Origin of the sequence: Sulfuricystis multivorans (assembly GCF_003966565.1) — a bacterium.
GTDB lineage: Bacteria > Pseudomonadota > Gammaproteobacteria > Burkholderiales > Rhodocyclaceae > Sulfuricystis > Sulfuricystis multivorans.
The window spans coordinates 806,362-824,637 of the sequence record NZ_AP018718.1; the positions used below are offsets into that span (position 1 = coordinate 806,362).

General features: G+C 62.9%; 21 protein-coding genes. 3 read left to right on the forward strand and 18 right to left on the reverse strand.

The window, feature by feature from the left end; translation table 11 throughout:
- Window positions 1-51 precede the first annotated feature (51 nt).
- The 3 genes from EL335_RS04015 to nosZ all read right to left on the reverse strand — a co-directional run bounded on the left by EL335_RS04015 (window position 52) and on the right by nosZ (window position 4,590).
- A complete protein-coding gene (locus EL335_RS04015) occupies window positions 52-696 on the reverse strand; it encodes a response regulator (protein WP_126444357.1) in 645 nt (214 codons plus the stop codon).
- Entirely contained in the window at window positions 693-2,222 is a 1,530-nt protein-coding gene (locus tag EL335_RS04020) for a histidine kinase (RefSeq protein WP_126444358.1), read from the reverse strand. The genes EL335_RS04015 and EL335_RS04020 overlap by 4 nt, the downstream gene beginning before the upstream one ends.
- A 76-nt stretch (window positions 2,223-2,298) precedes the next feature.
- Window positions 2,299-4,590 (reverse strand): Sec-dependent nitrous-oxide reductase, encoded by a 2,292-nt coding sequence (gene nosZ / locus EL335_RS04025; protein WP_126444359.1) that lies wholly within the window; start codon window positions 4,588-4,590, stop codon window positions 2,299-2,301.
- Between the two features lie 212 nt (window positions 4,591-4,802).
- Between nosZ and EL335_RS04030 the strand changes: the two genes are divergently transcribed.
- Window positions 4,803-5,237 carry a hypothetical protein gene (locus tag EL335_RS04030; protein WP_126444360.1) on the forward strand — a complete coding sequence of 145 codons (435 nt, stop codon included), beginning with the start codon at window positions 4,803-4,805 and terminating at the stop codon, window positions 5,235-5,237.
- Window positions 5,238-5,387 (forward strand): hypothetical protein, encoded by a 150-nt coding sequence (locus tag EL335_RS14285; protein ID WP_172600025.1) that lies wholly within the window; start codon window positions 5,238-5,240, stop codon window positions 5,385-5,387.
- Here the strand turns inward: EL335_RS14285 and rsgA are convergent, their stop codons facing one another.
- From rsgA to EL335_RS04045, 3 genes are read right to left on the reverse strand one after another with little or no spacing between them, the layout of a single operon-like run.
- The gene (gene rsgA / locus EL335_RS04035) at window positions 5,388-6,269 is read right to left on the reverse strand and encodes a ribosome small subunit-dependent GTPase A (RefSeq protein ID WP_126444361.1); all 882 of its coding nucleotides are present in this window, start codon (window positions 6,267-6,269) and stop codon (window positions 5,388-5,390) included.
- A gap of 56 nt (window positions 6,270-6,325) precedes the next feature.
- Window positions 6,326-6,607: a 4a-hydroxytetrahydrobiopterin dehydratase gene (locus tag EL335_RS04040; protein WP_126444362.1), complete on the reverse strand. Its 282-nt coding sequence runs from the start codon at window positions 6,605-6,607 to the stop codon at window positions 6,326-6,328.
- A complete protein-coding gene (locus tag EL335_RS04045; RefSeq protein ID WP_126444363.1) occupies window positions 6,601-7,908 on the reverse strand; it encodes a M48 family metallopeptidase in 1,308 nt (435 codons plus the stop codon). The genes EL335_RS04040 and EL335_RS04045 overlap by 7 nt, the downstream gene beginning before the upstream one ends.
- Window positions 7,909-7,969: 61 nt before the next feature.
- Between EL335_RS04045 and orn the strand changes: the two genes are divergently transcribed.
- Window positions 7,970-8,515: an oligoribonuclease gene (gene orn, locus EL335_RS04050; protein WP_126444364.1), complete on the forward strand. Its 546-nt coding sequence runs from the start codon at window positions 7,970-7,972 to the stop codon at window positions 8,513-8,515.
- 3 nt (window positions 8,516-8,518) lie between these two features.
- On the opposite strand, the gene EL335_RS04055 is transcribed toward orn, so the two are convergent.
- The 12 genes from EL335_RS04055 to hda form a co-directional block, all read right to left on the reverse strand.
- Window positions 8,519-10,096, reverse strand: a complete 1,578-nt coding sequence (locus EL335_RS04055; RefSeq protein ID WP_126444365.1) for an ArnT family glycosyltransferase — start codon at window positions 10,094-10,096, stop codon at window positions 8,519-8,521.
- A 132-nt stretch (window positions 10,097-10,228) separates the two neighbouring features.
- The gene (rpmE, locus tag EL335_RS04060) at window positions 10,229-10,444 is read right to left on the reverse strand and encodes a 50S ribosomal protein L31 (protein WP_126444366.1); all 216 of its coding nucleotides are present in this window, start codon (window positions 10,442-10,444) and stop codon (window positions 10,229-10,231) included.
- An 81-nt stretch (window positions 10,445-10,525) separates the two neighbouring features.
- The gene (gene rho / locus EL335_RS04065) at window positions 10,526-11,788 is read right to left on the reverse strand and encodes a transcription termination factor Rho (RefSeq protein ID WP_126444367.1); all 1,263 of its coding nucleotides are present in this window, start codon (window positions 11,786-11,788) and stop codon (window positions 10,526-10,528) included.
- A gap of 133 nt (window positions 11,789-11,921) precedes the next feature.
- Window positions 11,922-12,248 carry a thioredoxin TrxA gene (gene trxA, locus EL335_RS04070; RefSeq protein WP_126444368.1) on the reverse strand — a complete coding sequence of 109 codons (327 nt, stop codon included), beginning with the start codon at window positions 12,246-12,248 and terminating at the stop codon, window positions 11,922-11,924.
- Between the two features lie 37 nt (window positions 12,249-12,285).
- The gene (gene panC, locus EL335_RS04075; RefSeq protein WP_126444369.1) at window positions 12,286-13,119 is read right to left on the reverse strand and encodes a pantoate--beta-alanine ligase; all 834 of its coding nucleotides are present in this window, start codon (window positions 13,117-13,119) and stop codon (window positions 12,286-12,288) included.
- A gap of 7 nt (window positions 13,120-13,126) precedes the next feature.
- Window positions 13,127-13,942 (reverse strand): 3-methyl-2-oxobutanoate hydroxymethyltransferase, encoded by an 816-nt coding sequence (gene panB, locus EL335_RS04080; protein ID WP_126444370.1) that lies wholly within the window; start codon window positions 13,940-13,942, stop codon window positions 13,127-13,129.
- Window positions 13,943-13,987: 45 nt separating this feature from the next.
- A complete protein-coding gene (gene folK, locus EL335_RS04085; protein WP_126444371.1) occupies window positions 13,988-14,470 on the reverse strand; it encodes a 2-amino-4-hydroxy-6-hydroxymethyldihydropteridine diphosphokinase in 483 nt (160 codons plus the stop codon).
- 7 nt (window positions 14,471-14,477) lie between these two features.
- Complete coding sequence (pcnB, locus tag EL335_RS04090; protein ID WP_126444372.1) at window positions 14,478-15,833, reverse strand: polynucleotide adenylyltransferase PcnB; 1,356 nt, start codon at window positions 15,831-15,833, stop codon at window positions 14,478-14,480.
- Window positions 15,834-15,860: 27 nt separating this feature from the next.
- The gene (locus tag EL335_RS04095) at window positions 15,861-16,247 is read right to left on the reverse strand and encodes a type II toxin-antitoxin system VapC family toxin (RefSeq protein ID WP_126444373.1); all 387 of its coding nucleotides are present in this window, start codon (window positions 16,245-16,247) and stop codon (window positions 15,861-15,863) included.
- Window positions 16,244-16,489: a type II toxin-antitoxin system Phd/YefM family antitoxin gene (locus tag EL335_RS04100; protein WP_126444374.1), complete on the reverse strand. Its 246-nt coding sequence runs from the start codon at window positions 16,487-16,489 to the stop codon at window positions 16,244-16,246. Before EL335_RS04100 ends, EL335_RS04095 begins: the two co-directional genes overlap by 4 nt.
- Window positions 16,490-16,854: 365 nt before the next feature.
- Window positions 16,855-17,517 (reverse strand): histidinol-phosphatase, encoded by a 663-nt coding sequence (locus EL335_RS04105; protein ID WP_126444375.1) that lies wholly within the window; start codon window positions 17,515-17,517, stop codon window positions 16,855-16,857.
- Window positions 17,498-18,199 carry a DnaA regulatory inactivator Hda gene (hda, locus tag EL335_RS04110; protein WP_126444376.1) on the reverse strand — a complete coding sequence of 234 codons (702 nt, stop codon included), beginning with the start codon at window positions 18,197-18,199 and terminating at the stop codon, window positions 17,498-17,500. The genes EL335_RS04105 and hda overlap by 20 nt, the downstream gene beginning before the upstream one ends.
- Window positions 18,200-18,276: the final 77 nt, after the last annotated feature.

Genomic DNA, 18,276 nt, shown 5'->3' on the forward strand with positions numbered 1-18,276 from the left:
CGGCCCAGGCTGATTTGATGGGTAGGAAAATTCCTATCGCAGCGATGACGATCAGCCTTCCGGCAGCAAGCCCTGTCGCACTGCGTAGCGCACCAGCTCGGCGATGTTCTCGCAGCGCAGTTTTTCGAGGATATGCACTTTGTGGGTGCTGACCGTCTTGACGCTCAGATTCAATCTTTCGGCGATTTCGGAGACGCTCTCGCCCGCCACCAGGGCCTGGAAAACCTGATACTCGCGATCGGAGAGGCGGGTGTGGGGCGGCGCATCCGTCTTTTCACCCTGCAGCATGTCGAGTGCCAGTTTCTCGGCGACGGTCGGCGTGATGTAGAGGCCGCCGGAGGCAACCTTGCGCAATGCGGCGACCAGCTGGTCCTCGGCGTTGTCCTTGCACAGATAACCAGAGGCGCCGGCCTTGAGCGCTCGCACCGCATAGACGTCCTCCTTGTGCATGCTGAGGATCAGGATCGGCAGGCGTGGAACGAGCTGCTTGAGCTGCTTGATCAACTCGATGCCGCTTCTGCCGGGCATCGTCATGTCCAAGAGCAGCACGTCCCACGGCTCCGCCTGGGCCTTGGCGAGTGTTTCGTGGCCATTGGCGGCTTCGCCGCCGACGACGATGTCGGGGGTTTCGGAAAGAATCTGTTTCAGACCGGCGCGCAGGATCGCGTGGTCGTCGGCGATCAGGACCTTGATCATGAAAGGGACTCCTCGGGGATGGGCAGCCAGCCGTCGATGCGCGTGCCTTTGCCCGGTTGACTTTCGATGTCGAGATGACCGCCCAGGATCGCGGCGCGTTCGCGCATGCCGATCACGCCGAAATGCTTCTTGCCGTCGCCGCCTTGCAAGTTCTCGCAGCCGCGTCCGTCATCTTCGACAGTCAGCCGGATCCCCCTATCGTTTTGCTCGATGACAACGGTCACGGTATGGGCTTGGGCATGGCGGGCGACGTTGGTCAGCGCTTCCTGGACGATGCGGAACACGGCGGTGGCGATCTCGCCCGGCAGATCGAACTCTTCGCGGTTCATCCGCAGCCGGCAAGGAATACCGGTGCGCTCGGTAAATTGCGCGACATGGTGCTCGATCGCGGCGGCCAGCCCCAGGCTGTCGAGCATCGCCGGCCGCAGGTCTTCCGAAATTCGCCGTAGCGAGACGATGCTCTGCTCGACGACGGACAACGCCTTGCCGACGCGTTCCGCCGCCGGGCTGCCCAAATTCGAGGCGCTGCACTTGTTGCGCAGCCAGCCGAGATCGAAACGCAAGGCGGTGAGGGCCTGGCCCAGCTCATCGTGGAGCTCGCGGGCGATGCGCGTGCGCTCTTCCTCGCGCACGGTCTGCAAAAACGCGGCCAGCTCGCGCAGGCGCGCTTCGGAAGCTTCCAGCCGCTCCTTGTGCTTCTTCAATATATCTTCATTGGCGCGCCGTTCCATCTCCAGTGCGACATGTTCCGCGGCGCGCCGGCGCAGGAAGATCCAGTAGGCGAACAGCGTCGTGATGCCGGCCAGCCAGATGCCGATGTGCCAATACTGGATCGTGCGCCAGGTCGGCTCCTGCGCGTTCCAGTAGGCATTGAGGTCGATCGACACTACGGCGCCGCCGCGCAACCCGCCGACCGGGACGAGCGTGTCGCGGTGGCATTCGAGGCATTCCTCGTCCATGCGCATCGGGATCATCACGCGCATCAGGCCGTGGCCTTTTTTCTTCGGCATCGCCTCGGCGACGATTTGTGTGCCGCTTTGCAGGGTCCTCAGTGCCTCGGCTTCCCATTCGTCTGGCGCATTGTCGCGGTTGGCGAGCTGCAGCGAGGTCAGGCGTTCCTTGCTGCCGTAGAGCTTGTTGCTGACTTCCTGGATGCCCATCAGGATGTGAATCGGGGTCAGCGAAATCAGCTTGTCCATTTCACCCGTCGAATGCAGCGCCAGCAGACGCTCTTGTTCGCTCAAGCGGTCGACGCTGGGCGCGCGGTTTTCCCGGATGAATACGCCGCCGACTTCCGAAGCCCATTTGCGAATCGCCATGTCCTTCTTCAAATTGGCGATCGCATCGATGCGCGCCAGCTCCTGGGCGGTATGGTTCAGCTGTTCGCGCTGCGTCCATAGCGAAAACAGCACCAGCAGGGTCCAGACGATGCCGGTCAGGATGAAGGCGAGCGGGTGTGTGACCAGCGACAACGGGTTGGCGCGGGTCGCCGTGGGAGTCTCGGCAATCGGTTTGCTGTCCTGCATGAAACGCTATTTTCCTCTGATCAAAAAAAAGAGGGGCGGTTGCCCGCCCCTTTGATTGACCTCGGATCGCTTCTCTTTACTTGACCTTTTTGGCGCCTTTTTGTTCGAGATAGGTTTTGGCTCTGAGGCCGAGGTCGGCGGCCTTGACCTGGTATTGCCAGACCTGTTCGGCCCAGAGGGTGGCCTGTTCCCAATCCTTCTTGGCGGCGGCTTCCTCGTGTTTCTTCTTGGCATCGGGGATCTTGTTGAGCTGGTCGGTGGCATCCTCGACCATCGCGACGGCATCCGGGAAGTCCTTGTAATTGACCGAGGTGATGAAGGCGACGACGGAGTCGATGACGGCCTGGGTGTCGGCGATCTTCTTCAACTGGGCCTTATAGTCGGCTTCCGTATAAGCCTGGGCGGCGAGGGTGGTCTTGGACGGCTTCCAGCCCTTCGGCTTGACCAAGAGGTAACCCTGCATTTCGAGGTGCAGCGCCGAGCAGAACTCCGTGCAGTAGTAGGGATAGACGCCTTCCTTGTCGGCCTTGAACTTGACCGTGACGGTCTTGCCGGGCTCGACCGAGGCATGGACGTTGTAGGTCGAGATCGTGAAGCCGTGGGTTTCGTCCTCGGCGCGTTCGAGGTTGGTCAGGTGGATCGTCACTTCGTCGCCGACTTCCGTCTCGATGGTTTCCGGCGTGATGTGCGAGCGGATCAGGGTACCGAACACCTCGACCTTGTTGCCCTTTCTGACGGTCTTTTCCTCACCGGCCCTGACGGCGCCCGGATGCGGATTGTCGGTGCGGCTGTTGGTGCCGAGCTTGTAGCGGATCGCCGGCTTGAGCTTCTTGGCGTCGATGGCCACCGCGTAGTGGGGTTCGCCCAGCGGCAACGGCATGTCGTAGAGCAGCTGCATCTTGTCGTTGGAGATATCGATCAGCTGGTGGTTCTGCGGATGCAGCGGGCCCACCGGCACGAAGCGGTCGATCGCCAGCTTGTTCAGTGCGACCAGATAGTGGCCCTTCGGCTTCGCCGTATCGCCTTCCATCGTCATCAGGTGGCCGATGTTGTAATGGACGGAGATCTTGTCGAGCACCTTGCCTTCGCAGAAGTCCCACTTCGCGACCTGCGAATCGACATACAGCGAGGTGTAGGCCACGCAGGGCTTGGAGTCATACTGCGTGTGCAGCGGGCCTAAGCCCAGCGAGACCTGGGTGTGCAGCGTGTCCTTCATGGACAGCACCGGGATGCCGTAGGGGTCCTTGGACTCGAACTTGCCGGCCTTGATGGCGGCCATGATCTTCTCGAAGGAATAGACGGACACGTGCGTATCGAGCTTGCCGGCGACGATGATCTTGGTGCCGTCCGGGGTGACATCGACGCCGTGCGGGCTCTTCGGCTCGGGAATCAGGAACAGGATGCCTTCCTTGACGGCGACGTCGATCGGCAGCACGTTGTGGCCGTTGATCTTCTTCGCCTTGCCGGCCTTGACCAGTTCGGCGGCGCGCTTCCAGTTGATCACGTGCAGGTAGTCGGTGTCCTTCGCGGAGCAGCCGGCTTCATAAGGCGGACGGCCCTTCTCGATGCCGCCCACATAGCGCTCGGAGCAGAACGAGTTGGTGAAGCTCCAGCCATCCGACGGGCCCTTGCCGGCATCCGACAAGTCCTGCGAATAGGGCGGCAGCTCGACGGAGAAGGATTCCTCCGGCTTGATGCGGCCTTCCTTGCGGTCGAACTTCCAGTAGGTCATGCCGCCGCGGTATTTCTCGTTGAACTCTTCGAGCGGATAGAACTTGCGCGGTTCGAGCGGCGCGGCGTATTGCGAGGCTTCGAAGACGTAGTCGGTGTTCGGGGTGACGAAGGCGCCGCCGTGCTCGGACTTGAAGACCGGGTTGACGACGATCTGCTTGGTCTCGAAATCGCGCAGGTCGATCACCGCGATGCGCGGGTTGGCCTTGTCGTTGATGAACAGGAACTGGCCATCGGTCTCGCCGTTGGTCTCGGAGATCGCCGGGTGGTGGGTGTCGCCCCAGGTGATGTCCTTGCCATCGATGCGACCACCGGCCAATACCGCCTTTGACTCCTCGTCATAGCCATAGCCCTGCCAGGGCTCGGGGGTGAACACCGCGATGTATTTGAGGATGCGCATCGAGGGGATGCCATAGACGATGATCTGGCCCGACTGCCCCCCAGAACTGAACACCACGAATTCGTCCCGCCCCCCCGTCGGCACATAGGTCTTCGCCGCCGCCAGCAAATCCTGCTGGCTCAATCCCCGCCGCTTCATCACGTCTTGCAGCGTCTCGGCGGACCAGGCGGTCGCCGCTGCGAGACCCATGCCGGCGGCCAGTAACAGCGGCACGGTTCGCTGGGTGAGTTTTTTCATGCTTGGACTCCCATGTCAGATTGATCGACGACACCCAAATGCGCAGCGGCAGGGTGCGACAAAGCGCCGCTGCGACAATTTGCCGCACAATCTATGCGCGGGCAAAAGGCCTTACCTTGATCGGAATCAAGTGATCATGCATTCTTTTTCCGCCCGGCGTGATACCTTTGGGGCCGATGCCGCCCTGCAAATCCCTCCTCGTCGATTCTGCGATGATTCTCGCCCTGATCCTGATCGGGGCGATCGGATACAAGCTCTCGCCGCTATTGCTGCCGAAGGCGGATCTGTTCGTCCAGCCCGATGTCGGCTGCGATCTGCATAGGACGCCGTGCACCGCCCGTCTGCCCGGCGGCGGACGCCTCAGCTTCTCGCTTTCACCGCGGCCGATTCCGGTGGCGAGGCCACTCGAGGTCGAGGTAGCGCTCGAAGGGCTCGATGCCGAGCGGGTGAAGGTCGATTTCGCCGGGGTGGAGATGAGCATGGGGTACAACCGGCCGACGCTGCGGGCGATCACGGCGCAACGCCACCTCGGACAGGCGACGCTGCCGGTGTGTGTGACCGGCCGGATGTTGTGGCAGGCGACCGTGCTGGTTGAAACCGACGGCAAGCGGATTGCGGTGCCTTTCAGGTTCGAGGCGGGGCATTAGATGCGGCTCTTTCTGATCCTGCTCAACATCGCACTCATCATTGCGATCGTCTTCGTGATCTTTTTCTGGAATCCGCAGCTCCAGGAAGCACCATTGCCGGGCACGCACGATGCGCGGCTGGGGGGTGACGTGATGGCGCCGGGCAGGTAATCAGAATGCGCGGGCGGCTTCGTTTTCGCGCGCGATGGCGAGAAAGTGCGTAAGCCGCCGTGGGTCGATCCAGCCAGCGGTAACCGCGGCGCGGATTGCGCAATCGGGTTCGTTTTCATGACGGCAATCGCGGAAACGGCACTGTTCGAGATACGGCAAGAACTCGACGAAGCCCAGCTCGATCTCGCCGCGCTCTAGATGGGCGAGCCCAAAGGCTTGCAGACCGGGCGAATCGATCAGCGCGCCATCGCCTTCGGGCAGGAAATAAAGACGGGTATGGGTGGTGGTGTGCTTGCCGGAATCGAGTGCGGTGGAGATTTCGCGCGTCGCGGCAGCGGCTTCGGGAATCAGCGCATTGACGAGCGTCGATTTGCCCATGCCGCTTTGGCCGACCAGCACCGACACCTGCCCGGCCAGCCAGGGTTTCAGGGGGGAAGCGTCGAGACGGGCGGAGAGTTCGACGATCGGCAGACCGAGCCGGGCGAAGGGTTCGAGTTCGGCGCGCGCCTTGGAAAGCCCGGCGGTGAGGTCGCATTTGTTGAGGACGATCACGCAGCGCAGCTTTTCATGCGCGCAGGCGACGAGCGCGCGGGAGATCAGTTCAGGCGCAAAGCTCGGCTCCGTCGCGACGACCAGAACGATTTGGCTGGCATTGGCGGCGATCAGTTTCTGCTTCCATTGATCGCTGCGATAGAGCAAGGAGGTTCTCGGCTCATGGGCGAGGATCGGCGCCTCGTTGCCGAGCAGTTGGCCTAGGCTGACGCGGTCGCCGCAGGCATAGATGCTTTTCTTGCCGCGCGGAATGCCGATGACGATGCGGCCGTCGGGGAGCGTGACTTCGTAATGACGGCCAAAGGTGGCAGTAACGACGCCGTTACTCATGTCTGCGGCGGCAACGACGCCTTCAACGGCCTTTGTGGCAGCGACTTTCCTGCCGCTCACGGCGCGAAGAACAGCGCGTCGATGCGCGCTGCATTGGCGAAATCCCTGTCGGTCATGCCGCCGGCGCTGTGGGTGCTGAAACTCACGCGGCAATGGCCGTATCCGACTTCGAGGTCGGGGTGATGGTCGCTGCGGTGGGCGATCCAGGCGAGAGCATTCACGAAGGCCAGCGTTTCATGGTAATTGGCGAAACGGTAGGTCTTGACGATGGCATTGCCTTGACGCGTCCAGCCTTCGAGCGCGGCAAGGCGGGATGCGATCTCCTGGTCGTTCAGCATGGTGCGGACTCCTTGCGGACTAACGATTCGAGATGGGCGATGCGCTGGCTCGCCGGCGGATGCGAGTCGTGAAACAGCGAATGGAGCGGATCCGGCGTCAAGGTCGCCGCGTTGTCGCGGTAGAGCTTGACGAGCGCACTGATCAGCGCCCGGGCATCAGACTGCTGCGCGGCGAAGGCATCCGCCTCGAATTCATGCCGACGCGACAGCCATGAGAACAATGGCGTGAGCGGAAAGGAGAAAACCGGCAACACCAGCGTAAAGAGGATCAGCGCCAGCGCACTCTTGCGTGCCGTGTCGCCAGCGCCGACTACCGGCGCCGTCCCGCCGGTTCCGACATGCAGGCCCTCATAGAACCACGGCTCATCGATGAGCTGGCCGAGCAGCCAGAGCAGGGCGAGCGACAGAACGGCCATCACGGCGATGCGCTTGGCGATGTGGCGGCGTTTGTAATGACCGAGCTCGTGGGCGAGTACGGCTTCGGTTTCGGTCGGCGTGAGTTTGTCGAGCAGCGTGTCGAAGAAGACGATGCGCTTCGATTTGCCGAAGCCGGTGAAGTAGGCATTGCCATGTGCGGAGCGTTTCGACCCATCCATCACGAACAGCCCTGCGCTGGTAAAGCCGCAACGTTCGAGCAGCGCGGCGACACGCTGCTTCACCTCACCTTCGGCGAGCGGCGTGAACTTGTTGAACAGCGGCGCGATGAAGGTCGGATAGACGAGCAGCACCAGCAGGTTGAAGATAAGCCAGGTCAGCCAGACATCAAGCCACCAAAAGCGCCCCATTGCCTCCATCAGCCAGAGCACGAGCGCGATGAGCGGCGCGCCGATCAGGACCGTCAGCACGAGCTGCTTGAGCAGATCGGTGACGAAGAGCACCGGGGTCATCTTGTTGAAGCCGAAGCGCGCCTCGATGCCGAAGATGCGCCAGAGCGTGAAGGGCAGGCCGACGAGGAAGCCCGTCAGACCGACGCTGGCGAACAGCGCGAGACCGTAGGCGTCGTCCGCCGCCGGGAAAAAGTCGCGCCAGAAACGGTCGAAAGCCGCCAGCAGGCCACCGAAAGTGAATGCCAACAGCAGCAGGGTATCGGCAGCCAGCTCGACCAGGCCGAGACGAAGCTTGGCCGTGGTGTAGTCGGCGGCTTTCTGATGATCGGCGAGCGTGATGCGTTCAGCGAAGGCGGGCGGGAGCGCATGCCGATGGGCGGCGACATGGCGCATCTGGCGCAGACTCAGCCAGACGCGCAGCGTGCTGGTCAAAGCTAGCATGGCAAGGAAAACGGCGGAGAACAACGCGGCCATGGAGCGAAAAATGGGTCAGGTATGCAAGAATGCAAGCCGTTCGAAACTTCGGAAGCGCAGTATGGCACAAGACCAAAACGCTCTCGTCTGGCTCGACATGGAGATGACCGGGCTCGATCCGGAACGCGATCGCATTCTCGAGCTGGCGATGGTGATCACCAATTCCCAGCTCGAGGTGATCGCCGAAAGCGCCGTCTGGGCAGTGCATCAGGACGATGCGGTGCTGGAGGCGATGGACGAGTGGAACAAGAAGACCCACGGCAAATCCGGACTGATCGAGCGGGTGCGGGCCTCGGTGCTCGCCGAGGCCGATGTCGAGGCACAGGCGCTCGATTTCCTGAAACGCTATGTGCCGGCGGGCAAGTCGCCGATCTGTGGTAATTCGATCTGCCAGGATCGGCGCTTCATGGCACGGTACATGCCGAAACTCGAGGCCTGGTTTCATTACCGCAACCTCGATGTCTCGACGCTCAAGGAGTTGTGTCGGCGCTGGGCTCCGGCGATCGCCAAGGGGGTCAAGAAAGGCGGCAAGCACGAGGCCTTGGCCGACATCTACGAGTCGATCGAAGAGCTCAAGTATTACCGGGCGAATCTGCTGAAAATCTGATCACTAGCGGATACGCTGTTCGAGATACCAGCGCTCCTTGCGATCGCCGGCACGATGGCCTTGCCAGACTTCCTGCCAGCCATTGGGTATCACCCGGTCGCGCTGGTCGACGACGAGCCGCAAAGAGCAGCGCCGGCCGGCGGCAGGATCGACGGTGCGGATGCCGGTGTAGTAATCGAGCACGGCGCGGTGGGCGTCGCCGAGACTGATTCGCTCGATGCAGTCGATGCTGGCGGGTAGCATAGCCTGCAGCGACTGAACCACCGGGCGGTAGGATTTGTAATGATCGAGCCAAGATGACCAGAGGCTCATGATCAGTGCCCACATCAGCGTCAGACCGCTTGCCCAGCGCAGCGTGGGACGCCAGCTGGCGCGTCGCAATCCCCAGAACAGCAGCCAGAGGAGCGTCAGCAAGGCGGCGAACCCCAGGGTGGCGTACGAATACTCGACGGTATGGCCTGGCGCGAGACGGGCGAAGTTGCGCGCGATCTTGGCTGGCCAGCCGAGTGCTTGGGCGCTGGCACCGAGCCAGATCAGCACGGCGAAGAAGGTGAAGGTCAGCCAGCCGAACCAATCGAAGGCATTCGCCGCGCCGCGGCGCAGCCGGTCGGCGCCTGCCGCCGCGACGAGCAGCAGGGGTAGAAGCAGCGGCAACAGCGCGAGGCTGCGTGGCGGACCGGAAAGAAACCAGAGAAGCCCGAAGAATACACCGAGGAGAGGGATCGCCAGCTTGACCGGCTCACGGCGACTCACCCATAGACTCCAAAGCGCGAGCGGCCAGACCGGCCATGCCACCCAGCCCAGGTACTCCAAGTGTTGCGCAGCGGGCCAATTTCGCCCACGGGTGACTTCGGCGAGCTCGTTTTGCCACCACTGCGTCCAGAATTCCGGTGAGGAGTGCAGGAGCGCCCAGGGCCAAGCAGCAGCGAGCGGGACAGCGATCAGCAGCGCAAGCCCAAGCCCGATCCAGTCGCGGCGCAAAATCGGCGCTGGCAGAGCGGCAAGGGCGATTACCAGCCCCGCAAGGCCATGAGCGGGAAAGGTCAGACCCAAACCCAGGCCGATCAGGACGGCGCCACGCCGATCCCCTTGCAGACTCAGCCCGGCGCCCCACCAAGCCAAGGCGGCAAACGCCAGGCCGGCAATGCCTGGCTGCGCTTCGTGCAGCGGCAGGAGCAGACCCAGTGCGCCCAAGGCCAGCAGGACGGCGATCCGGCCATTGTCGCGGCCGTGAAAGCTCTGCGCGGCGCGGGAGAGCACGACGAGGAACAATGCGCCGAACAGCGTCGTCGCCAGCCGTGCGGCGACATGAAAGCCGAGCAGCCCACCAAGCAGTTTGCCCAGCAGGGCAGCCACCCAGTGATAGAGCGGTGCGGTATGCGGCCAGGGCTCGCCGGCGATCATTGGGGCGAGCCAATGGCCCTCTTTGACGAAACCCCAAATGATGCCGATGTGGATCGCATCCTCATGCTTCCACGGATCATGCTGAAGTCCCGTCAGCAGATAGAGCGCAGCCAGCACGACGACGACCGCGAGCGGCAGGCGGGGCGAGAGCGGCTGGGTGGGAACGGTGAAATTCATGATCCCAAACTATGAAAAGCAAAGGGCAGCCGCGGCTGCCCTCGAAAATATCGGGCAGGGACGACTGCCCTGGTCATGACGCCAACGCAGGAAGCCTGCCTTTGCCTGGGTGCGGCGTCAGGCAGCCGCGCGTCAGGAAGCCGCGCCGGCGCGCTTGTATTTCTGCTTGAAGCGTTCGACGCGGCCCGCAGTGTCGACGATCTTCTGCTTGCCGGTGTAGAACGGGTGGCAGGCCGAGCAGACTTCGATGTGCAGTGGCTTGCCGACGGTCGAGCGCGTCTTGAAGCTGTTGCCGCAGCTGCAAGTCACCTCGATCTCGGTGTATTTCGGGTGGATGCCTTCTTTCATTTCACTGTCCTTTGTGCTGTCCGGTGGGGGCCGCAGAGTTTGCTGAAAAGCCGCGCATTATCCTCGAAACCGGACGGTAGATCAACCGCCGCGCCGCATCGCGTCGAAGAATTCCGCGTTGTTCTTGGTGGATTTGACCTTGTCGAGCAGGAATTCGGTCGCCTCCAGGTCGTCCAGGCCGTACATGAGTTTTCTCAGCACCCAGACCTTCTGCAGCACGTCGGGCTTGAGCAGCAGTTCCTCGCGGCGCGTGCCGGAACGGTTGACGTTGATCGCCGGATAGACGCGCTTTTCCGCCATGCGACGATCGAGGTGGATCTCGGAATTACCAGTGCCCTTGAATTCCTCGTAGATCACTTCGTCCATGCGGCTGCCGGTGTCGATCAGCGCGGTGGCGATGATCGTCAGGCTGCCGCCTTCCTCGATGTTGCGCGCGGCGCCGAAGAAGCGTTTGGGCTTTTGCAAGGCGTTGGCGTCGACGCCGCCGGTGAGCACCTTGCCGGAAGCCGGCTGCACGGTGTTGTAGGCGCGCGCCAGCCGCGTGATCGAGTCGAGCAGGATGACGACGTCCTTCTTGTGCTCGGTCAGCCGCTTGGCTTTCTCGATCACCATCTCGGCGACCTGCACGTGGCGGGTCGCCGGCTCGTCGAAGGTCGAGGCGACGACTTCGCCGCGCACGGTGCGCTGCATCTCGGTGACTTCTTCGGGGCGTTCGTCGATCAGCATCACGATCAGCACCGCTTCGGGATGGTTGGCGGCGATCGCGTGGGCGATGTGCTGCAGCATCACGGTCTTGCCGGATTTCGGCGGCGCGACCAACAGACCCCGCTGACCCTTGCCGATCGGCGCGATGATGTCGATGACGCGGCTGGTGATGTTCTCTTCGGCCTTGATGTCGCGCTCGAGTTTCAGATGCTCGGTCGGGTGCAGGGGGGTTAAGTTCTCGAACAGGATCTTGTGTTTGCAGACTTCCGGCGATTCGCCATTCACCTTGTCGAGCTTGACCAGCGCGAAGTAGCGCTCGCCATCCTTGGGCGTCCTGATTTCGCCTTCGATGGTATCGCCGGTGCGCAGGTTGAAGCGGCGGATCTGCGAGGGCGAGACATAGACGTCGTCCGGGTTGGCGAGATAGGAGGTGTCGGCCGAGCGCAGGAAGCCATAACCGTCGCTCATCACCTCGAGGCAGCCGTCGCCGTAGATGACCTCGCCTTTCTTGGCGTGTTCCTTGAGGATGGCGAAGATCAGTTCCTGCTTGCGCAAACGGTTGGCGCCCTCGATGCCGAGAGCGGCGGCCATTTCGATCAGCTGGCTGACGTGGTGGGTCTTGAGTTCGGAAAGGTGCATGGTTGTGCGTGAGCGCGGATGCGCTGGGCTCGGAAAAAACGACTGGGGTGTGGAAAGATGCGCCGGAGGAGGACCGGCTGCCCGGAATCGGTGAGCGCAGGCGCCGCGCGACTCCGGGCGGACAGTAACGGGATCAGAGATTGCTGTCAATGAAGGCGGTGAGCTGCGACTTCGAGAGCGCACCGACCTTGGTGGCCTCGACGTTGCCGTTCTTGAACAGGATCAGCGTCGGAATGCCGCGGATGCCATATTCGCCCGGCGTCTTGGGGTTCTCGTCGATGTTCAGCTTGGCGACCTTGAGACGGCCGCTGTATTCCTTGGCCACTTCGTCGAGAATCGGCGCGATCATCTTGCACGGGCCGCACCATTCGGCCCAGTAATCGACCAGCACTGGAATCGGGGATTCCAGCACGTCGCTCTTGAAACTGGCGTCGGTGACGTAATGGATGTGCTCGCTCATGGCAATGCCTCGAGATGGAGTATGGAAAGGAGGGGGATCAGATTTCGAGATTGTCGATCAGCCGCGTCGTGCCCAGCCGGGCCGCCGCCAAAACCACCAGCGGCGGCATCGGGCCATCGGTGGGCGGCGATTGTAGATCAATTCTCTGGCGCACGGCAACGTAGTCGGGCTGCCAGCCATGTTCGCGTAGCTGTTGCATCGCCTCGGCCTCGAGGCGGGAAAAATCGCGGCTGCCGGCGCGAATCGCCTCGGCGACCTGGGCGAGGGTGCGATACAGACGGGGTGCCTCGGCGCGCTCGGCCGGCGAAAGATAGCCATTGCGCGATGAGAGCGCCAGGCCATCGGCGGCGCGCACCGTCTCGCCGGGAATCACCTCGATCGGCAGCGCGAATTCCTGCACCATCGCCGAGAGCACCAGGAACTGCTGGTAGTCCTTCTTGCCAAAGAGCGCTGCCTGGGGCTGAACGATGGCGAACAGCTTCATCACGACTGTCGCCACACCTCGAAAATGGCCGGGGCGGAACTCGCCTTCGAGGATGTCGGCATGTTCGGTCGGCGGTTCGACGAGATAGCGCTGCGGGGAGGGATAGAGCTCTTCTTCCGCGGGGGCGAAAAGATGGTCGACGCCTGCGGCGATGAGTTTCTCGCAATCCGCTTCGAGCGTGCGCGGGTATTTGTCGAAGTCCTCGCCGGGTCGGAACTGCAGCCGATTGACGAAGATCGAGGCGACCACTCTGTCGCCATGCGCGCGGGCCTGCTTCATCAGCGTGATGTGGCCTTCGTGCAGATTGCCCATGGTCGGCACAAGCACGATGCGGCCGGCATCTTGCAACGCGGCGCGCAGGCCGGCGATGGTGTGGTGGATCTGCATTTTTCTCTCAGTAGCAGTGTTCCGGCGCCGGATAGCGGCCTTCCTTGACGGCGGCGACGTAAGCGCGCACGGCGCCTTCGATGCTTTGCGCCTCAAGCATGAAGTCCTTGACGAAACGGCCCTTCTTGCCGGGGTAGAGACCGAGCATGTCGTAGAGCACCAGCACCTGTCCGTCGCAGTCGGGGCCGGCACCGATGCCGATCGTCGCGCATGCCTTGAGCGTGCGCGTAATCTTTGCCGCCAGCGCCGAGGGCACCATTTCCAGCACCATCAGCGCCGCGCCGGCCTGTTCGAGGGCGATCGCATCGTTGATCATGCGCTGCGCGGAAACCTCATCACGCCCTTGCACATGGTAGCCGCCCAAGGCATGCACCGATTGGGGGGTGAGGCCGATGTGCGCGCAGACCGGCACGCCGCGCTCGACGAGGAAATGCACGGTCTCGGCCATCACTTCGCCGCCTTCGAGCTTGACCATCTCGGCGCCGGCGGCGAGCAATCGACCGGCATTCCTGATCGCCTGCTCCTTCGATTCGTGATAGGCGCCGAACGGCATGTCGGCGATGACCATCGCGCGGTTCACCATGTGGCCGACGCATTCGGTGTGATAGACCATGTGCTCCAGCGTCACCGGCAGCGTCGACGTCTTGCCCTGGATCACATTGCCGAGGGAATCGCCGACGAGGATCGCATCGACGCCGCAGCGGTCTTCGAGCGCGGCAAAGCTGGCGTCGTAACAGGTCAGCATCGCGATCTTCTCGCCGGCATGCTTCATGCGGGCAAGGCCGGGAAGGGTGACCGGTTTGTTCGAGGCGAGATAGGTCATGGCGTCGTTTGCTGCTGAAGGCTATCAAGCATACACCGCCTTGGCTTACGAAAGCCTTTCGATGCGCTGGTCGGCAACCTGCGGCAACAAGGCGGCAAGCGGGCCGCGGCCTGGAATGACCAGATCGGGTGCGATTTCGGCAAGCGGCGCCAAGACGAAGGCGCGTTCGGCCATGCGCGGATGGGGCAGGGTCAGTTCGGGCAGGTCGAGCACCGCTTCACCGCACAACAACAGATCGAGATCGAGCGTGCGCGGGGCGTTTTTGACGCTGCGCACACGGCCGAAGGCGGCCTCGATGGCGAGCAGGCGGGTGAGCAGGTCGGCGGGAGCGAGTCCGGTTTCGAGCTTGACGACGGCGTTGATGAAGTCCGGCTGATGTTTGAGTCCGATCGGCGCGGTGCGATAGAGCGAGGAACCGGCAATGAAGCGGGCATCGGCCATCTCCTGCAAGGCGGTGATCGCGGCGCGCACGGTGGTCAGCGGATCGCCGAGGTTTGCGCCGAGCGCGATATAGGCGAAGGCCGTCATGGCATGCTCACTCGTTCAAACTCGGCGCTGGTGAAACGGCACTGGCTGGGCATTCGGCGGGCTTTTTGGCGCGCCGGCGGCGGCGCTTCTTGGTGCCGGCGGTCTCGGGTTTCAGCATCGCTTCGCGGGTGGCATGGTCGGCCTCGGCAAAGCGCGCCCACCAATCGACGATTTCTTCGGGCAGCTCGCCGCTTTCCGCTCGCAGACGCAAAAAATCCCAGGCGGCACGGAAGCGCGGTTGCTCGATGAGGCGCAGCGGCGCACGGCCGCCGCGCTTTTCGAAGCGCGGCTGCAAGAGCCAGATTTCCTTGATGTCGCCGATGATGCGGCGGGTGATGGCAAGTTTTTCGCCTTGAGTGTCGAGCACTTCGTCCATCGCCGCGTGCAAGGCCGGCACCGGAAGCTCACCCTGGTTCTTGCGCGCTTCCCAGTTGGCGAGCACCTCGTGCCACAGCAACGTGGCGAACAGAAAGCCCGGCGAGGTGCGTTTGCCTTCGCGCACCCGCCGATCGGTGTCGGCAAGCGCCAGCATGACGAATTTTTCGCCCAACGGTTGTTCGAGGATCACATCGAGCAGCGGCAGCAGACCGTGGTGCAGACCTTCTTCGCGCAGGCGTTTTACGCATTCGACGGCATGGCCGGAAAACAAGAGCTTCAACATCTCGTCGAACAGACGCGCGGCCGGCACGTTCTCGATCAGTTCGGCCATCTCGCGGATCGGCGCCTCGACGGTCGGGTCCATGCGCAAATCGAGCTTTGCGGACAGGCGTACCGCGCGCAGCATGCGCACCGGGTCTTCGCGGTAGCGGGCACGCGGGTCCCCGATCATGCGCAGGGTCTTGTGCTGCAGATCGCGCACGCCGTGGTGGTAATCGAAGACCTGTTGCGTGGCCGGATCGTAGTAGAGCGCATTGATCGTGAAATCGCGGCGCGCGGCGTCCTCCTCCATCGTGCCCCAGACGTTGTCGCGCAGCACGCGGCCGTGCTCGTCTTTCAGCGTGTTTTCGTCGTGGGCGGCGCGGAATGTCGACACCTCGATGGTTTCCTGACCGAACATCACATGCACGATCTGGAAACGCCGGCCGATGATGCGCGCGCGGCGGAAGAGATTGCGCACCTGCTCGGGCGTGGCGTCAGTGGCGACGTCGAAATCCTTAGGATCGATGCCGGCGATCAGATCCCGTACCGCGCCGCCGACGACATAGGCCTTGAAGCCGGCCTGCTGCAGGGTATCAACGGTGCGGCGCGCAGCCGCCGACACTTGTTCAGGACGGATGCCGTGCTGCTCGGGGCCGATGATCTCGACCGGGCGCGGGGTGGGTTCGCCGCGCCTGAAGACGCGGCGCAGGAGCTTGCGGATCATTGCCGGGCGTATGGGTTCATGAGGCGATCAGACCGGAATTACCATGTCGCCATAGCGCGCGATGTCGCGATCGCGGCTGAGCAAACGCATCGGTTCCGTGATGGCTTGCGCGATCAAGAGACGATCGAAAGGATCGCCATGCAAGCCGGGCAAATGCTCGATGGCCTCGGTGTGACGCCAGCCGACCGGCAGCTCGCGATAGCCTGCTTGCGCACACAGCTCAGCAGCGCGCGCGCCGGAAATCGGCATGTCGCCGCGGCCCAGGGCATGCTTGATCGCAATCTCCCAGATCGTGACGCTGCTGACATGGATCTCATTGGCCGGATCGCGGATCAGTGCTTCGGCGCGCGTGCCCAGGCACGGCGAGCCGACCAAGGCCCACAGCACGATCTGGGTATCGAGCAGCAGTCTCACGTGCCGGCCCGCTCGGAAAACAATGCCGCGATTTCTGCATTTGCAGCGTCGATGTCGTCCGGCACTTCGAATTCACCCCGCGCGATGCCGATGCGTCGGCTCGTGTCGTTCTGGATCGGCAGCATGCGCGCAACCGGCTTGCCATTGCGGCAAATGATGATCTCGGTCTGTGCGCCGGTGGCGATCTGGTCGACAAGGCGCGACAGGTGGGTTTTGGCATCGAAGAGGCTGACGATTTGCATAGAGTATTCTTTCGTAAACCCAGATTGTCCATTAGGGCGCGAGGCGATTTCGAGGCGAGGGCGAGGCGATTTGCGACCGCGCGACGAGCCAATAACGGTGTCTGGCGATACGCGCGGGCGCGAAGGGCCCGCCCGCAGATGATGCGCGCCCGCGCAGTCCAGCATGGCAAGGTTTGCTCACGCTCATCCGATGACAGGACGGTCTAATGGACAATCTGGGGTAAAGACCAGACTAGTTTAGCAGGCCGTTGTAAAGCGTTGTAAAGCGTTGTAAAGCGTTGTAAAGCGTTGTAAAGCGTTGTAAAGCGGTGAGCATTCTTCGGCGTTGCGCGGTGGCGGGCTCCCTCGCCCCTATTAACAAGCGCTCAGCGCAGGCTCAGGATCGGCCAGCCGCGGTGGGCGGCATGGGCGCGCAGCGTGTCGTCGGGGTCGACTGCGACCGGATGGGTCACGCGCTCCAGCAAAGGCAGGTCGTTGTGGGAGTCGCTGTAAAAGGTGCTGCGCTCGAAAGCGCCCCACCACAGGCCCATTGCTTCGAGCCAGAGATTCAGGCGCTCGACTTTGCCTTCCTTGAAGGCGGGGATGCCGCGCGGTGCGCCGGTGAAGTGCCCGTCCGCGCAGGCCGGCACGGTGGCGACGAGGTGCGGGATGCCGAATTCGCGGCAGATCGGGCCGGTGACGAAACTGTTGGTCGCAGTGACCATCACGCACAGATCCCCGTCGTCCAGATGGCGTTTGACGAGCCGTCGCGCGCTATCGCCGATCAGCGGCTGGATGCGTGTGTCCATGAACTCGCGATGCCAGGCGTCGAGCTGACGGCGATCGTGGCGTGATAGCGGCGCGAGCTGGAATTTCAGGAAGGCGTGGATGTCGAGGGTGCCAGCCTTGTAGTCCTCGTAGAAGGCCTGATTCTTCGCCTCATGCACTTCGCGGTCGAGCACGCCCTTCGAAATCAGGAACTGCGCCCATTCGAAGTCGGAGTCGCCGGAAAGCAGGGTGTTGTCGAGATCAAATAGGGCGAGATTCATCGTCTTCTGGAACGAGGGTGAGTTGGATGGCTTGCTTGAGTAGCGGCAGGGTGGCCTGCTGCTTGCGTTCGAGCGTGGTGCGATCGAGGTGGTCGAGCACGGCCATCAGGGAGGGAAGATCGCGCCGGCCATGCGCGAGCAGGTACCGGACGAGACCGTCATCGACCTTGAGGCCACGCTCGAGCGCATGGCGGCGCAGGGCAGCGGCCTTCTCCTCGTCGTTGAGCGTCTTGACCGCATAGATCAGCGTCTGGCCGATGCGGGTGCGCAAGTCCTCGCGCAGCTCGAGCTTCGTCGGCGGCTTGCCGCCAGCCAACAGCAGCCCGAGACCGATCAGCCGCGCGGTGTTGAAGATGCGGAACAGCGCCACTTGTGCGTCTGCATCGAGGGCATCGACGTCGTCGACGATCAACAGGCCGCCCGGCGGCGCGTGGAAATCGGCGCTGGCGGAACGGCACCCCGACAGCAACAACACCGGCCGTCGCCGCAGGGCGCCTCCAGCCGTCGCGCTCAACAGATGGCTCTTGCCGCAGCCTTTCGCGCCCCACAGGTAAATCGCATCGAAGCAGCCTGGTTCGGCGAGCAGACGCAGCCGCGCCAGCAGCTCGGCATTTTCGCCGACGATGAAATTGTCGAAGGAAGGCGGCTGATTGGGCCGCAGATCGAGCAGCAGTTGGGTCAAGGCAGCGTGGGCAATGGAACGTTTCCGGTAGAATCCGCGCGCAACTTCTTTGCGGCAATGCGAATTATCGCCGCAAA

What these genes read in the sequence shown, in the direction of transcription:
- EL335_RS04055 (WP_126444365.1), bottom strand. Translation starts at nt 10,096, where the DNA reads ATGAATTTCACCGTTCCCACCCAGCCGCTCTCGCCCCGCCTGCCGCTC.
- EL335_RS04030 (WP_126444360.1), top strand. Translation starts at nt 4,803, where the DNA reads ATGATTCTCGCCCTGATCCTGATCGGGGCGATCGGATACAAGCTCTCG.
- orn (WP_126444364.1), top strand. Translation starts at nt 7,970, where the DNA reads ATGGCACAAGACCAAAACGCTCTCGTCTGGCTCGACATGGAGATGACC.
- EL335_RS04020 (WP_126444358.1), bottom strand. Translation starts at nt 2,222, where the DNA reads ATGCAGGACAGCAAACCGATTGCCGAGACTCCCACGGCGACCCGCGCC.
- rsgA (WP_126444361.1), bottom strand. Translation starts at nt 6,269, where the DNA reads ATGAGTAACGGCGTCGTTACTGCCACCTTTGGCCGTCATTACGAAGTC.
- EL335_RS04015 (WP_126444357.1), bottom strand. Translation starts at nt 696, where the DNA reads ATGATCAAGGTCCTGATCGCCGACGACCACGCGATCCTGCGCGCCGGT.
- nosZ (WP_126444359.1), bottom strand. Translation starts at nt 4,590, where the DNA reads ATGAAAAAACTCACCCAGCGAACCGTGCCGCTGTTACTGGCCGCCGGC.
- panB (WP_126444370.1), bottom strand. Translation starts at nt 13,942, where the DNA reads ATGACCTATCTCGCCTCGAACAAACCGGTCACCCTTCCCGGCCTTGCC.
- EL335_RS04040 (WP_126444362.1), bottom strand. Translation starts at nt 6,607, where the DNA reads ATGCTGAACGACCAGGAGATCGCATCCCGCCTTGCCGCGCTCGAAGGC.
- panC (WP_126444369.1), bottom strand. Translation starts at nt 13,119, where the DNA reads ATGCAGATCCACCACACCATCGCCGGCCTGCGCGCCGCGTTGCAAGAT.
- trxA (WP_126444368.1), bottom strand. Translation starts at nt 12,248, where the DNA reads ATGAGCGAGCACATCCATTACGTCACCGACGCCAGTTTCAAGAGCGAC.
- EL335_RS04100 (WP_126444374.1), bottom strand. Translation starts at nt 16,489, where the DNA reads ATGCAAATCGTCAGCCTCTTCGATGCCAAAACCCACCTGTCGCGCCTT.
- rpmE (WP_126444366.1), bottom strand. Translation starts at nt 10,444, where the DNA reads ATGAAAGAAGGCATCCACCCGAAATACACCGAGATCGAGGTGACTTGC.
- EL335_RS04105 (WP_126444375.1), bottom strand. Translation starts at nt 17,517, where the DNA reads ATGAATCTCGCCCTATTTGATCTCGACAACACCCTGCTTTCCGGCGAC.
- EL335_RS04045 (WP_126444363.1), bottom strand. Translation starts at nt 7,908, where the DNA reads ATGGCCGCGTTGTTCTCCGCCGTTTTCCTTGCCATGCTAGCTTTGACC.
- pcnB (WP_126444372.1), bottom strand. Translation starts at nt 15,833, where the DNA reads ATGATCCGCAAGCTCCTGCGCCGCGTCTTCAGGCGCGGCGAACCCACC.
- folK (WP_126444371.1), bottom strand. Translation starts at nt 14,470, where the DNA reads ATGACGGCCTTCGCCTATATCGCGCTCGGCGCAAACCTCGGCGATCCG.
- EL335_RS14285 (WP_172600025.1), top strand. Translation starts at nt 5,238, where the DNA reads ATGCGGCTCTTTCTGATCCTGCTCAACATCGCACTCATCATTGCGATC.
- rho (WP_126444367.1), bottom strand. Translation starts at nt 11,788, where the DNA reads ATGCACCTTTCCGAACTCAAGACCCACCACGTCAGCCAGCTGATCGAA.